We start from the raw sequence: 13,466 nt of genomic DNA, 5'->3' as shown, positions 1-13,466 counted from the left end.
TCAGTTCGCCGCGTTGTTTTCCAGCGCGCTCAGGGAACGCACTGCGGCCTCGAAATATTGTGGATGGGTTTCGATGGCATCGCGGAACAACCCTTTGCCGGTCTCGACATCCCCGCGTTTCACCGCCGAAAGCCCAAGGGTATACAGCAGCTGCGCGCGCTCCCCCTGGCTCATCGGGACCACGGGCAGGGTGTAATTGCCCTGGGCGCCACGGGCCAGAACCAGGTTGTTCTTGGCCGTGAACAGATCGCTGTCCTGGCGGATGGCCTGAACAAACAGCTTTTCCGCACCGGCATAATCGCCACGCGACAGTTTCGAATAACCCCAGTTGTTCATCACACCCGATGGCGTGGTTGTCAGGCCCACTGCCGTTTCATAGAAACTGTCCGCTTTTTGCCATTGCTGTTTGCCATCGGCGATCATCGCCTCAAGCCGATAGCGGCGGAAGGTCTCATGCGTTGGCGGCACGGAATGCAGGGTTTCTTCGGCCTTGTCCCATTGGTCGTTGCGGATATAGGCATCGGCCAGTTCGACCTTGTCAGCCGGGGCTGCCTCGTCCATCTCCAGCACGCGTTTCCAGGCAGAGACCGCTTCGGTCGGGCGTTTGGCCCGGATCAGCGACACGGCCAAGCCGCGTTGCAGGTCAATCCGGTCCGGTTTTGACGCCGTGGCGCGCCGAAAGTAATTCACCGATTCATTTGGATCGGAATTGGACAGCATGACCTCGTTCAGGTCACTTTCGTCAATGACATTGATGTCTTGCAGTTTGCGATCAACGGCGTCTTTGTCGATGCCTTTTTCACAAGCGGTCAGGGCCAGCACAACAGCCAGGCAGCTGACCAGTCTTGCGGGTACACGAATAGGGTGGCGCATTTTTCTGCGTCCTTTGCTGCTCTTGCCTCTACGGTGTGGATTGGATCAGATAATCTGAACTGCCCCGCCGCACCAATTTGTATTCTTGTTGTTGCTCAATATCGTACTGCACATTGTCAAGTTTTGCGAGTGCTTTACGCAGATTGTCGCGGATCGCGTCGCTTTCGCCATTGTCCAGCGCATAGGCCTTGCGGAAGACTTGGGATGCTTCGGCGGTCTTGCCGCGTTCCATCAGGACAACCCCAAGATTGTTCCAGACCTCGGGCCAGCCGTCTTCTTTCTTGACCGCGCGACGCAGCAGATCCTCGGACTGATTAAGCCGCCCCATGGCCAGATTGACCGTGCCCAGCGCCGACAGAACCTCGCCATCCAGCCCGCGTTCCAGCGCGGCCCGGTTGAAGGCCGCCAGCGCCAGTTCGTTTTCCTTGGCAGCCAGAAGCCGATGCCCGACCAAAAGCTGATCGACCGCTTCGGCGCGGCGATTGACCTCGGGGGCGTAGGGGCTGTTTTTGTCACGCGAAAAGCCGCCATCGGAACAGGCGGCAAGACTGGCGACAATTGCCATCGCAAAGGGGAGTCTGAAAAGGGGCACCTTTTGTCTGCTTTCGAACGGCCTCGGTCATGCCGGTGTCACGCCAATCTGGCGGCCCGGCTTTTGACCAACCCTAACCCAGCATCGCGGGTCTGCGGAAATCATCTGTTAACGAATTGGCGAAAAAGAACGCATACGTTGCGGATTTGCCAAGGATGGCACGGTCATGGCCCGGCGCCATCCCCGACGACGGCCCCTTATTGCCCCAGGGTGCCCAATCGCATGATGCCCATGGCCGAAGGCCCCACCAGGATGATCAGCAACGGCGGCACGGTCAGACCCATGGTCACCAGCGTCATTTTGGTCGGCAGTTTGTTGGCCTTTTCTTCGGCCCGCATCACGCGTTTGTCGCGCATTTCGGCGGCATAGACCCGCAGGGCCTCTGCAATGGATGTGCCGAACACCTGGGCCTGGATCAAAACGGTCACAAAGGACGAAATATCCTGCACACCACAGCGTTCGCCCATGTCATTCAGGACCGAGGTCTTGTCCTTGCCGGCCTTGATTTCATGGCTGACCACCTGAAATTCATAGGCCAATTCCTTGTAAGAGGATTGGATTTCATTGCTGACCCGCAGGATGGATTGATCCAGGGATTGCCCGGCCTCGACGCAAACCAGCATCATGTCCAGAGCATCGGGAAACCCGTCTTCGATTTCCTCGTGTCGGGCAGCGGCGCGGCGGGTGATCCAGTATTTCGGAACGTAATATCCGGCGGCGCCGGGGCCGAGGATATACATGATCATCTGCTGCGTGGTGGCGTTCTCTGGCCCAAGCACCAGATAATAATAGCCAAGACCACAGCCCAGTGCCAGCACGCCCAGAATGACCTGCGCCGCATGGAACATGCGCACCGCATCCTTGCCGCGATACCCCGCCTGCATCAGCTTCTTGGCGATCTCGGAATATTGTTCTTCGTCTTGTGGTTCAAGAAACGCGCCGTATTTGTCGAGCTTCTCGTTGCGTGTGCCGCCGGTGCGCAGGGCTTCGCTCTTGCGGGTTTTTTGTCCCTTGGCCTGTGCGGCCAGTTTATCCATCGGGTCGGGGCGCTGTTTGATCAGCATCGACACCGCAAGAAGAAGCAGAACAATCCCCAAACCACCGACAAGCACAACCGGTGCCATCGGGCCGAGCAATTCGTAGAAAACGCCACCAGGTTGAAACATCAGCTGCCTCTCAGACTTTGATATTGACCAGCATCCGCATGACGATCAGGTTCGCCACAAGGAAGCCGAAGACCACGAAACAGGCCGGAATGAAGTAGGGGTGATCAATCACGTCGTCGTAGTAATGCGGATCGGTCAGTTGGATGAACACCAGACAGGCAATCGGGAAACCGGAAAGGAATTTGCCGGACCATTTTGCCTCGGCGGTGATGGCCCTGACCCGGCGGAACAGCCGGAACCGGGCGCGGATCACCTTGGACAGACCGGCCAGAACCTCGGCCAGGTTACCGCCTGATTGCTGCTGGATGGACACGGCCACCGCCAGAAAGTTCAAATCCTGCATTTCCAGCCGCGCGGCCATTTCCTTTAGCGCCTCGCCGACATCGCGGCCATAGGCGCTTTCATCGGCGATCACACCCAATTCCGCGGCCAGCGGATCTTTGACCTCTTTTGCGACGATGGAAATCGCCGAGGAAAAGGGGTGGCCGACGCGCAGGCTGCGCACGATCAATTCGATGGCATCCGGCAGCTGTTCTTCCAGCAGACCCATCCGTTTGGTGGCCTTCATGTTGACCCAGGTGTAAACCCCGCCAATGCCCATCGACAGCGCCCCGGCAATGCGCACCGCCAATCCGGTTTCGGTGCCCAGCGTCAACCCGACAAAGGCCATGAACGACACCGCCGCCATGAGCAGCATCAATTGTGTCGGCGTAAAGGCGATGGCCGCTTTCTGTGCCTTGGCGGCGAGCAGGGAATAGAGCGGGATTTTGCGCGACTTGACGTGTTGGGTCATCTCCTTGCGGAGCTTTTCCAACACCTCGTCACGGCGCACGCCCTTGTCCATCATTTCCAACCGGCGATTGACCCGGTTGTTCAGGCTGATGGATTTGCCAAATACCGTCAGATAGACACCTTCGACCAGCGCCAGAACGCCGATGAAGATCAGACCATAGATAATCGGTTCGGCGGTCAGTTCCATGATCTACTCCGCAGCAAAAGGTTCAAAGATGGCAGCCGGCAGGTCATATCCCCAGAGCTTGAACCGCTCGGAGTAATGGCTGCGCACGCCGGTGGCGGTGAAATGGCCGATGATCTTGTTGTCGGGGGTCAGGCCGACACGCTGATATCGGAACACCTCCTGCATCGAGATCACTTCGCCCTCCATGCCGGTCACTTCGGTGATCGACACCATGCGGCGCGACCCGTCCTGAAGACGGCTGGCCTGCACAATCAGGTTCACAGCCGAGGAAATCTGGCTGCGCACCGCTTTCAGCGGCATTTCGATCCCGGCCATCGCAATCATGTTTTCCAGACGGCTGACGCCATCGCGGGCGCTGTTGGCGTGGATTGTGGTCATTGATCCGTCGTGGCCGGTGTTCATCGCCTGCAACATGTCGATGACTTCTTCGCCCCGCGTCTCACCCACGATGATGCGGTCGGGCCGCATCCGCAGCGCGTTGCGCAGACAGTCGCGCTGCGAGACCGCGCCTTTGCCTTCGACGTTGGGCGGGCGGCTTTCCATCCGGCCGACGTGGGTCTGTTGCAGCTGAAGTTCGGCGGTGTCTTCGATGGTCAGGATGCGTTCGCTGTCATCAATGAAAGACGAAAGCGCGTTCAGCGTGGTGGTTTTACCGGAACCTGTCCCGCCGGAGACAATCACATTCAGACGACAGGCGACAGCGGCCTGAAGATAGGCGGCCATTTCTTCGGTAAAGGCGCCAAAGTTGACAAGATCATCAACCGCCAGCTTTTCCTTTTTGAATTTCCGAATGGACACCAGCGACCCATCGACCGCAATCGGCGGCACCATGGCGTTGAACCGCGATCCATCCGCCAGACGGGCGTCGACATAGGGGTTGCTTTCATCGACCCGGCGGCCAACGGCCGAAACGATCTTGTCGATGATCCGCAGCAGGTGCTTTTCATCCTTGAAGGTAACGTCGCTCAATTCCAGCTTGCCGGCGCGTTCCACAAAGATCTGTTGCGGGCCATTGACCAGAATATCGTTGATCGATTCATCTTGCAGCAGGGGTTCCAACGGGCCGAGGCCCTTGACCTCGTTATACAATTCCTGAATCAGCGTGCTGCGGTCCTCGCGGTTCAGCACAAGGCCTTTTTCGTTCAGGAATTCCTGCCCGATATCGCCGATTTCCGATTTCAGATCACTTTCCGACGCATGTTCCAACGCGGCCAGGTTCAGGTTGTCCAACAGCGCGCGGTGCAATTCGATCTTCAGATCGCCCAGACGTTCCTTGCGCTTTTGTTCCTTGTCGCTGGCCTGGGGGCGGGCGGCGGATTTCTTGATCGAGGGGCGCCGCATCGTCACCGGTTTGGCGGGGGCTTCGGCCTCGGATTTGACTGGCAGCTTGGCCACGTTGTCGGCCTTGGCGGCCTTGGGTTTGGCTGGGGTGTCGGTTTTGCGGTACTTGGAAAACATGTCTGACTATCCTCAGGCGGCTTCGGCGTCATCTTTGCCGATCTCATGCAAAGACTTTGCCAGCTTGGCAATTTCACGGCGCAATGGGTTCTTTCCTGCGGCGGCGGCCAAGGGCAGGCCGTGATCACAGGCCTGCACCACCGGTTTGCCGCCATCGGGGAATTGCACATCCATCGCAATTCCCAGGCTCTCGGCCATCCGCTTGACCCGGCTCTTGCCGGTCAGATCGGTGAATTTCGGCGCGCGGTTGAGCAGAAACCGCAGCTTTTCAAACGGCAGATCTTCGGATTGCAGGGCGCGTTTCAGCCGCAGGGCGTTCTGGGCGGACCGCATGTCGATTTCCAGCATCGCGAAATAGACATGTGCCATGTTCAAAATGGTTTCCGACCATTGCACCAGCGTCGCGGGCATGTCGATAATGACATAGTCGAAATGCGCGGCGGCCGTTTCGAACAGTTTTTCGATGTCCTGCGGTTGCAGGAAATCCAGCGGCAAAACGTCGGCGGGGGCGGTCAGGACCTGCATCTTTTCTTCATATTCCATCAGCGCCTGGCCAAAGCTGTCTTCGTCCATGCTTTCGATGTCGGACAACAGTTCGAACACCGCTTCGCGGCGCGGCAGATCCAGATAGGTCGCGACAGAGCCGAATTGCAGATCCAGATCCAGCAGGCAGACCTTGGGCGGATTGGCTTTGTCTATGATAGCCAGTTCCCAAGCCAAATTGGTGGCAAAGGTGGTCGCACCGACACCGCCGGCCAGGCCTTGGACCGCGATCAACACACCGTCGCGCGTCGCGCCCTTGCGCAGTTTGACCTTTTTCTCGATCGCCGGTTCTTCTGTTTCTGGTGCTTCCGAAACGGGCGCTTCTGCGGCGGGCTCTTGTTGCGGCGGTTCAGGCGTTGTCGCCTCGTCGGGCACAGGTTCCGAGGGGTCGGCATCCGCCACCGCCGCTTCGGGTGCTGGCGGCTCGGCTGCCTCCGGCGCGTCCGCGACGGGCAGGTTGTCATCCGTACCGTCTTCAAGGCGGTCATCAACAGACAAATCAGCCGTGGCAGGGCCGGTGTCTTGTGCGGGTTCTTCTGCGACTTGTGGCTCTATTTCTGCTTTGGGCGCGCGCGCCTTTGGCGCCTCTGGAACCTCATCATTCAGCCAATCAATGTCATCCATATCATCCCCGGCCGGGTCGTGTGGTCCGTCCGGCTGGGTGCGGTTTGACATTGCGGTTTTGGGCTCGGGGCTGCGGACCCGGTCGATGACCTCTTGCAGCGCGCCTTCGGGCAGGGGGTAGGGGACAAATTCATCTGCACCCTTGCGCATCAGGCGATGCAATGCGGCTGGTGACATATTCTCGGTGATCAGGATCACCCGAATGTCGCGATCGCGGGCCGCGCCGATGACATCGGACAGCAGTGGCAAATCGGCTTCGTCTTCGGCATCCATCGCGATGGCGATGAATTCCAGCGATTCTGCATCTTCCTGGGCAAAGAACGGGATTGCCTCTTCGAATCCCAAATCGCCCCATTGTTCCCCAAGGGCGGTTTCCATGTCTTCGATCAATAGTTCGAATTCCTGCACATTGCGGCTTATGGTGCAGGCGACGATTGGCAGAATGCCCATCTCAAACGCTGTTTCGTCGGTCATGGCCTTTATCCTTTACCCAAAATCCCCGGCTGGCGTCCTGCGGCCCAACAAGGCGCATTTCGGCACCTGGCCAGCGGATGAACCGGAACTACGCCGCCCGGAATCCCCCCGGTAGACGCATTACACTGGCCCTAAAGTGGCCAATAATTCAGGCGAGATTGCGGCTAAAAAAACGTCTTTTCGCGGAGTCGCGTTGATCATGGCGATGTTTGCGAAATTGTTCACCCGGCGAATGCAGAAGATTTATCGCAACTGTGGGCGCAGTGGCGCAGGCGCCGATGGCGGAAAATGCGCAGACCCCAAACAGGAAAAGGGGCGGTGACCCGCCCCTTAGTACCTGCCGATTTACGAGGTCGTCTAGGTAGTTTAACTGGTCCCCTTGGAAAAGGGGCTATGGTTATTGGGCGTCTTCGGACGACGCCTGTTCGCCGGTAATCTGTGTGGTTTGCGGTTCACCAGAGGTGACATATTCGCGGTAAACCACCGCAGCATAGTTACCATCCAACAGATGCGGATGACCCGTGACAAAGCCTGTCACCTCGGTCACGGTGCGCCGGTTGCGTCGTTCGCGGCCTTCGGTCACGATCAGCGGCTGGGCCTCGCCATAGCTGACAACCGCCTCAAGCCGCGAGCGTGAAATGCCCTGACCGACCAGGAAGTTCACCACCGCATCGGCGCGTCGTTGCCCCAAGGTCTGGTTATAGCCATCGGAACCGACCTTGTCGGTATGGCCATACACCCGGAACCGCACTTCGGGGAACCGTTTGATCCAGGCCGCCTGTTCGCGCAGCGTGTCGTAAGCGCCTGCATCCAACTGCGAAGAGTTGAAGGCGAAATTGACCGTGGTCAGGACTTCGCTGGCGAAACGCTGGGCCATATTATAGGTCCATTGCTTTTCGCCGGTCATATAGGCCCGATTGTTCATCGTTGCGGTGCCAAATTCACCGGTGTCAATCAAGGCCCCGGATTCACGAAAGAAAGAGCTCTCAACCGGCCCCCTGTGGGGCGAACATCCGGCGAGGACACCCAGGGTGGCGGCGGAGGCGAGGAGATATGTCAAGCGCACCTGCATCCGATCAATCCATTACATAGCCATAGGACCCGGTGAAATCCTGTTTGGCAACCTCGGCAACGGGGCCCTTTGTCCTTGCCGTGTCGCTGGCCACGCGGCCAAAGAGGAACAGGTCTTTTTCGGTCGGTGGGCGCACCCGGTCCGTCGGCAGGGCCAGCGCCTCGCCACGGGTCGGGGTCACAAGATGCGGGGTGACGATGATCACCAGTTCGGATTGCTCACGCTGATATTCTGCCGAACGGAACAGCGCGCCAAGCACCGGCACATCGCCGAGCCACGGCACCTGACCATTCAGGTCGGTGAAATCATCCTTGAGCAAACCTGCAATCGCAAAGCTTTCGCCGTCGCGCATTTCGACCGTGGTCGATGCTTCGCGGCGGGTAAAGGCATCAATCTGGAAGTCGTTGTTTACAAACCCGTTTGTCGGATCAATTGCGCTGACCGCGGTTTTCAGTTCCAAATTGATCAGATCGCCATCCACCACACGCGGAATGAACGACAGTTCGATGCCGAAGGGTTTGAATTCAATCTTGATCAGGTCGGATTCAGCCGACACCGGGACCGGATATTCACCACCGGCCAGGAAATTCGCCTCTTGCCCCGAAAGCGCCGTCAGGTTGGGTTCCGCCAACATGCGCACCATGCCCTTGCTTTCCAGGGCCTCAAGCAGCAGCGCGACCTCGACCGCGCCAAGGTTGAACCCGATGGAAGACGACAGTTCGTTCGAGGTCGAACCGGGGATCACCCCGTCCAGAATACCCTGAAGGCCCGAGTTGCGCGCAGCCTGACCAGAGCCAAAGCGCACACCGGCGTCACCGCCGAAAATATCGCCGCCAAGCGCCAGCGAAGAGGCCAGCTTCTTGGACACACTGCGCGACATTTCGGCAAACCGCACCTTCAACATCACCTGTTGCACGCCGCCGACCGACATCAAGTTCGACACCCGGTCCGGGGCATAGCGCTGGGCAAGATCCAGTGCGCGTTGCATTTTCTGCATTGAACTGGCGACACCGGACAGGACGATCCCGTCATCGGCGCTGCGCACTTCAATCTTTTCGCCCGGCATGATCTGGCGCAGGCGTTCCTTGAATTCGGTCAGATCGAATGTGACATGCACATCGACATTGGTGATCAGACGCCCCGAGGCATCCAAAAGTGTCAGCGTGGTTGTCCCGGTTCCTTTGCCCAGCACATAGATCGTCCGGTCAGAGAGCGAGGAAATATCGGCAATCGCCGGATTGGCGATGCTGAGCTCTGCAAAGGGAACGTCGCTTTCGACCACCACGGCGCGGTTGATCGGTACGGATAATTTCGAAGAGGTCCCCTGACGCACCACACGCAGAGTTTCGGCTTGGGCAAATGTTGCCACCGGGCCACCAACCATGACAGCGCCCAAAAGGGCCGCCCGTAGGAGTGTCTTGATTTTCATGTGACCTGCCTTTCCGATCACGCCTCGTTTTCGCAGGTCTTTTTGCCTGCATTTTGGCGTACCTTGCGGGAAAATCATTTTTTTTGCAATAATCAATGGCTTCCGACCTGCACTTTATGTGGGTATCTCGCAACAGGCGGAAAAAAATAAACGCCGCATAACGAGATGCGGCGTTTTTTGATTTCGGACCTACCCGATATAGCGGTGGTGGCTCAATTGGTGCAGGGAATCGGAATCTCGACCATTTCCCCGCCCTTGCGGGTGCGAATGGTGCAGATCTGTTCGCGCTCGACCTCTACCACTTCTTGCGGGACCGGGGCTGTCAGGCCAAGAAGGCTCATCTGGTCGACTTCGACCGGGCCAACCTCGCTGGTGTCGCCGGCGCCAACCAGTGCCAGGGACAGACGCCCGGTGGATTGCGCCTGGGCCAAGGCGGCCACCTGTTGCGGACGGGCGGATACGGTCACGGTGCGGGCGATGGTGGTGGATGCCTTGTCGCCATAAGCGGATTGGTCGACGGCGATCAGTTTGACACCGGATTCAATCAGCTTGGTCACATCATTTGATCCGCGTGCGCTTTCATCGGCAAAGGAGGACACCCGCCCGGTCCAATAGACCGCGATACGATCGCCCGGACGCAGGAACCCGGACACGCCAGAGGCCACATCGACCTTGATCGAAAACGCCTGCATGCCATCGCCAAGCCGCGAGGTGATGCCGGCATCCTGACCCGGTTCGGTCACTTTGCTGGCGATGATGGCCTCGCCTTTTTCAATGCTGCGCAGCACATAGCGTTCTTCGCCAGTGTCGGGGAAAAGATCGGGAATGTCCTTGATCCGAAGACCGTCGCGCTTGGGGCGATATTGCGCCGTGGCCAGGGTTTTCAAATGCTCCTGGGTGTCTTCGTCCAGCTCATCCCAGGGTTTGGAATAGGGGGCGGCGCTGCCACGTTCCAGGAATGTACCCTCGGGCACCGCTGCGCGGGGAAATTTCACCACGCGCACTTTGGATTTTTCCAGCCGATCGCCGTAGTTCAGCCGCTCTGTGGCGACAAAAACCTCGATTGTCGCAACAGATTCAGAGCTTTGCGCCTTGGCCAGTGCCACCCGATAGGAATTTACATACCCATTGGCAAGATACACCGCGAACCCGGCCAGTCCGATGCCAAGAAGCAGCACCAATCCGAAAACCATACGCATTTCTTACCCTTTCACTGTCACAACCTGCCGGGTTTTATGCCTGGCAAATGTGGTAAAACTAAGCCGAGACCCCGATTGGCGCGGCTGTTGTAGATGACTTTTTCGCGATCAAAACCGATCCGCGCCGACCGGTCGAATGCGGCGGCCCGACCGCCCGATGACAGGGGCCAGTCGCGTTGGAACCGGCCCGCTTTCAGGCCCGCATTCAAAGCCGATGTCACCCGGTTGCTTTTGGCGTTTCTGCCGGATCAGAAATCGTTCTGACCACCGATGGCACCGCCAACCGCAGTCGACAGAGTGTTGGTGTTGGCTTCAATCGACACATAGGCAACCATGGCAAGCCCAACGATGGCTGCGGTCAGGATCACCCAGTCAACGGTGACGGCCCCGTCTTCGCGTTTGCAAAACGATATGAGCTGCTGTTTCATTGCCGATGTCACCAATTTTCATACTCTCCAAAAGGACAGGTCCCCTTTCGGGTTCAACTGTCTGAAAATACCGCTTGCCTGGTGCAAAGACGCATGTGCTGGAAAAAACCGCCGCCCTGGTCACCGGTCAAAAAAAAGCCTCCACAGTGTCATTCCCGTGAACGCCCCAAAAAGCGGAGCACAGGAAAGAACAGGGAGGTGAGGCAGATACCCGAGCGCGAAATTTGGGTATCTGCCGATTGCGGATCTTTGCAATGCTTAGAAGTCGTTTTCACCAACGATTGCGCCGGCTGTGGCGTTGAACAATGTGGTGGTGTTGGTTTCGATCGCGCCATAGGCGGCGATGGCCAGGCCAACAATCGCTGCGGTCAGAACGACCCAGTCAACTGTTACGGCGCCGTCTTCGTCTTTGCGGAAGTTTTTGATAAACTTGGTCATAGTTATTCTCCTGTTAGGGTTCACTGTACATGTCTGATTGGCTGTCCTTGCCCGAGGCATTCCAGGGGCAAGGACATCGTCATTCTGTTAAGCTGTCAGGCGCAGCTTAGAAGTCGTTTTCACCAACGATTGCGCCGGCTGTGGCGTTGAACAATGTGGTGGTGTTGGTTTCAATCGCGCCATAGGCGGCGATGGCCAGACCAACAATCGCTGCGGTCAGAACGACCCAGTCAACTGTTACGGCGCCGTCTTCGTCTTTGCGGAAGTTCTGAATGAATTTGATCATGGTGTTGTCTCCGTAGGTCGATTTGCGTTTTCCACTACCTTGCCGGGGTGCCACAGGCCTGCCTCTCACCTCAGGACTGTTCGACTTGGTATCGCCTTAATAAGCCTTTGGATTGGGGCGGCAGTTTGGCAGCAACCGCGCGTTTTTCGAAACCGCAAAAGTTTTTGGCGAAAACCGGGCTAAGGTGCTGAAAACATGACAAAGAAATTTCAAAAAATTTGAATATTTTCGATTTTGATCACGACAGGCTGTGCAAATATGGCGCGGCTGCCGCTTTTGAATTGAACAAAACTGGCCAAGCGCGTGTTTTTTTGCCACCTTGGCAACAATAATAATCCCGAAAACGTGGATGAGCAGGTCAAAAAAATGAAACAGGTCGCCAAGGCACTGGCGTTGGGTCTTTGTGTGGGCGCGGTTACGTTGGGTCCGCTTCTGGCCGAGACGCCAGCCCCCTTTCCCGATTTTAAAGCCAAGCGGGTCAAACCGCCAAAAGCGGGTGCCAAGAAACGCATTCTGGTACAGATCACCGCACCGGCGCCCAAGCGGGTGAAACCGCCGACGGCCGCCACCGCCGACAAATCCGCCCCGGCCAGCAATCCCGGCTCTTATGGCTGGTTCTGGGATGTCGTTTCCCCCAAGGTCGCAGCCAAGAGTGGCGGGCGGCTGGATGAGGCCCTGGCGGCCTTGTCGACCCCGCCGTCAGGGCAGGGGGTGTCGGCACCCCGGCTGAGCGATATGCAGAGTCTCGCGACCGCCCATGGCGTCGAGATCCTGAAATCCACCATTGGCACCCAGGTGTCCCCGGCGCTGGCGCTGGCGGTGATTTCGGTCGAAAGCGGCGGGCGGGTTGATGCGGTGTCGTCGGCCGGCGCACAGGGGTTGATGCAATTGATGCCCGCCACCGCAGAACGCTTTGGCGTGACCAACGCCGCGCTGGCGGCGGACAACATCAAGGGCGGGGTGGCGTTCCTTGACTTTCTGATCCGCAAATTCGACGGCGACCCGATTTTCGTGCTGGCGGGGTATAATGCCGGCGAAAATTCCATTGGCACCCACGGTGGCGTGCCGCCCTATGCCGAAACCCGGGATTACGTGCCCAAGGTGCTCTCGGCGTGGAAAGTGGCGCAGGGGCTGTGCAAAACGCCGCCGATGCTGATTTCCGACGGCTGCGTGTTTGTCACGATGCACTAAACCTGAAAGACATCCGCCCAATCGGGATGTTTGCGCCGTTGTGCATTCACAAACGGACAGAGCGGAATGATGCGAAAGCCCTCGGCGCGGGCATCGGCCACCAGACGTTCGGCCAGCGCCAATCCCGCCCCGGTGCCGCGCAGGGCGTCATCCACTTCGGTATGATCGGCGATCACCTGGGTCGCGCCGAGACGGGAATAGGTCAATTCGGCCCTATGCCCGTCCCGTTCAAGGCTATAGCGGCCTTTGCTGCCGCTTTCCTCACGCGTGATGGAAAAATCAGACAATAGTCGCTTCTGTTGCGGCGCGCAGGTCTGCTTCTGTGACGCCATCGGCGCATTCGACGATTTTGAGCCCACCCTCGACCACGTCCAGCACGCCGAGGTTGGTGATGATCCGGTCAACGACGCTGCGCCCGGTCAGCGGCAGGGTGCAGGCCTTCAACACTTTGGAATCGCCATGTTTGTTCTGGTGGTCCATCACCACGATCACCCGGCCGACACCGGCCACAAGATCCATCGCGCCGCCCATGCCTTTGACCAGCTTGCCGGGAATCATCCAATTCGCCAGGTCGCCGTTTTCCGCCACTTCCATCGCGCCCAGGATCGCGGCTGCGATCTTGCCGCCGCGGATCATGCCAAAGCTGGTGGCGCTGTCGAAATAGGACGTCCGCGCCAGTTCGGTGATCGTCTGCTTGCCCGCATTGATCAGGTC

15 protein-coding genes are annotated in these 13,466 nt (G+C 58.3%); 1 reads left to right on the top strand and 14 read right to left on the bottom strand.

What is annotated here, in order from left to right; all coding sequences use genetic code 11:
- From Q4577_RS16685 to Q4577_RS16630, 12 genes are all read right to left on the bottom strand, one after another.
- A complete protein-coding gene (locus tag Q4577_RS16685; RefSeq protein WP_303470846.1) occupies positions 1-873 on the bottom strand; it encodes a lipopolysaccharide assembly protein LapB in 873 nt (290 codons plus the stop codon).
- Between the two features lie 28 nt (positions 874-901).
- A complete protein-coding gene (locus tag Q4577_RS16680; RefSeq protein WP_244688935.1) occupies positions 902-1,438 on the bottom strand; it encodes a tetratricopeptide repeat protein in 537 nt (178 codons plus the stop codon).
- Between the two features lie 224 nt (positions 1,439-1,662).
- Positions 1,663-2,631, bottom strand: a complete 969-nt coding sequence (locus Q4577_RS16675) for a type II secretion system F family protein (RefSeq protein ID WP_303470844.1) — start codon at positions 2,629-2,631, stop codon at positions 1,663-1,665.
- A gap of 10 nt (positions 2,632-2,641) precedes the next feature.
- Positions 2,642-3,610, bottom strand: coding sequence for a type II secretion system F family protein (locus tag Q4577_RS16670; protein WP_244688706.1), 969 nt, complete (start codon positions 3,608-3,610; stop codon positions 2,642-2,644).
- 3 nt (positions 3,611-3,613) lie between these two features.
- Positions 3,614-5,068: a CpaF family protein gene (locus Q4577_RS16665; RefSeq protein ID WP_244688708.1), complete on the bottom strand. Its 1,455-nt coding sequence runs from the start codon at positions 5,066-5,068 to the stop codon at positions 3,614-3,616.
- A gap of 12 nt (positions 5,069-5,080) precedes the next feature.
- The gene (locus tag Q4577_RS16660; protein ID WP_303470841.1) at positions 5,081-6,709 is read right to left on the bottom strand and encodes an AAA family ATPase; all 1,629 of its coding nucleotides are present in this window, start codon (positions 6,707-6,709) and stop codon (positions 5,081-5,083) included.
- Between the two features lie 397 nt (positions 6,710-7,106).
- Entirely contained in the window at positions 7,107-7,769 is a 663-nt protein-coding gene (locus tag Q4577_RS16655; protein WP_303470838.1) for an OmpA family protein, read from the bottom strand.
- A gap of 16 nt (positions 7,770-7,785) precedes the next feature.
- Positions 7,786-9,210: a type II and III secretion system protein family protein gene (locus Q4577_RS16650; protein ID WP_244688715.1), complete on the bottom strand. Its 1,425-nt coding sequence runs from the start codon at positions 9,208-9,210 to the stop codon at positions 7,786-7,788.
- A 212-nt stretch (positions 9,211-9,422) separates the two neighbouring features.
- Positions 9,423-10,409, bottom strand: a complete 987-nt coding sequence (gene cpaB / locus Q4577_RS16645) for a Flp pilus assembly protein CpaB (protein ID WP_244688717.1) — start codon at positions 10,407-10,409, stop codon at positions 9,423-9,425.
- A gap of 248 nt (positions 10,410-10,657) precedes the next feature.
- Positions 10,658-10,837 carry a hypothetical protein gene (locus tag Q4577_RS16640; protein WP_303470833.1) on the bottom strand — a complete coding sequence of 60 codons (180 nt, stop codon included), beginning with the start codon at positions 10,835-10,837 and terminating at the stop codon, positions 10,658-10,660.
- Positions 10,838-11,095: 258 nt separating this feature from the next.
- A complete protein-coding gene (locus Q4577_RS16635; RefSeq protein WP_244688721.1) occupies positions 11,096-11,275 on the bottom strand; it encodes a Flp family type IVb pilin in 180 nt (59 codons plus the stop codon).
- A gap of 106 nt (positions 11,276-11,381) precedes the next feature.
- On the bottom strand, positions 11,382-11,561 hold the full coding sequence (locus Q4577_RS16630) for a Flp family type IVb pilin (RefSeq protein ID WP_244688724.1): 180 nt from the start codon (positions 11,559-11,561) through the stop codon (positions 11,382-11,384).
- Between the two features lie 366 nt (positions 11,562-11,927).
- On the opposite strand from Q4577_RS16630, the gene Q4577_RS16625 reads away from it, so the two are divergent.
- Positions 11,928-12,752 (top strand): lytic transglycosylase domain-containing protein, encoded by an 825-nt coding sequence (locus Q4577_RS16625; protein ID WP_303470830.1) that lies wholly within the window; start codon positions 11,928-11,930, stop codon positions 12,750-12,752.
- Here the strand turns inward: Q4577_RS16625 and Q4577_RS16620 are convergent.
- Positions 12,749-13,039 carry a GNAT family N-acetyltransferase gene (locus Q4577_RS16620; RefSeq protein ID WP_303470828.1) on the bottom strand — a complete coding sequence of 97 codons (291 nt, stop codon included), beginning with the start codon at positions 13,037-13,039 and terminating at the stop codon, positions 12,749-12,751. The two genes, Q4577_RS16625 and Q4577_RS16620, sit on opposite strands and share 4 nt — an antisense overlap.
- Positions 13,032-13,466: CoA-transferase (locus tag Q4577_RS16615; RefSeq protein WP_303470826.1), on the bottom strand; the 435-nt coding region annotated here is incomplete at its 5' end. The genes Q4577_RS16615 and Q4577_RS16620, both read right to left, overlap by 8 nt.

Origin of the sequence: Marinovum sp. 2_MG-2023 (assembly GCF_030548265.1) — a bacterium.
GTDB lineage: Bacteria > Pseudomonadota > Alphaproteobacteria > Rhodobacterales > Rhodobacteraceae > Marinovum.
This window is presented reverse-complemented; position numbering and strand designations above follow the sequence as displayed.

Coding starts and splice junctions, on each gene's coding strand:
- Q4577_RS16660 (WP_303470841.1), bottom strand. CDS start 6,709: ATGACCGACGAAACAGCGTTTGAGATGGGCATTCTGCCAATCGTCGCC.
- Q4577_RS16635 (WP_244688721.1), bottom strand. CDS start 11,275: ATGACCAAGTTTATCAAAAACTTCCGCAAAGACGAAGACGGCGCCGTA.
- cpaB (WP_244688717.1), bottom strand. CDS start 10,409: ATGCGTATGGTTTTCGGATTGGTGCTGCTTCTTGGCATCGGACTGGCC.
- Q4577_RS16630 (WP_244688724.1), bottom strand. CDS start 11,561: ATGATCAAATTCATTCAGAACTTCCGCAAAGACGAAGACGGCGCCGTA.
- Q4577_RS16650 (WP_244688715.1), bottom strand. CDS start 9,210: ATGAAAATCAAGACACTCCTACGGGCGGCCCTTTTGGGCGCTGTCATG.
- Q4577_RS16685 (WP_303470846.1), bottom strand. CDS start 873: ATGCGCCACCCTATTCGTGTACCCGCAAGACTGGTCAGCTGCCTGGCT.
- Q4577_RS16640 (WP_303470833.1), bottom strand. CDS start 10,837: ATGAAACAGCAGCTCATATCGTTTTGCAAACGCGAAGACGGGGCCGTC.
- Q4577_RS16675 (WP_303470844.1), bottom strand. CDS start 2,631: ATGTTTCAACCTGGTGGCGTTTTCTACGAATTGCTCGGCCCGATGGCA.
- Q4577_RS16665 (WP_244688708.1), bottom strand. CDS start 5,068: ATGTTTTCCAAGTACCGCAAAACCGACACCCCAGCCAAACCCAAGGCC.
- Q4577_RS16625 (WP_303470830.1), top strand. CDS start 11,928: ATGAAACAGGTCGCCAAGGCACTGGCGTTGGGTCTTTGTGTGGGCGCG.
- Q4577_RS16670 (WP_244688706.1), bottom strand. CDS start 3,610: ATGGAACTGACCGCCGAACCGATTATCTATGGTCTGATCTTCATCGGC.
- Q4577_RS16680 (WP_244688935.1), bottom strand. CDS start 1,438: ATGGCAATTGTCGCCAGTCTTGCCGCCTGTTCCGATGGCGGCTTTTCG.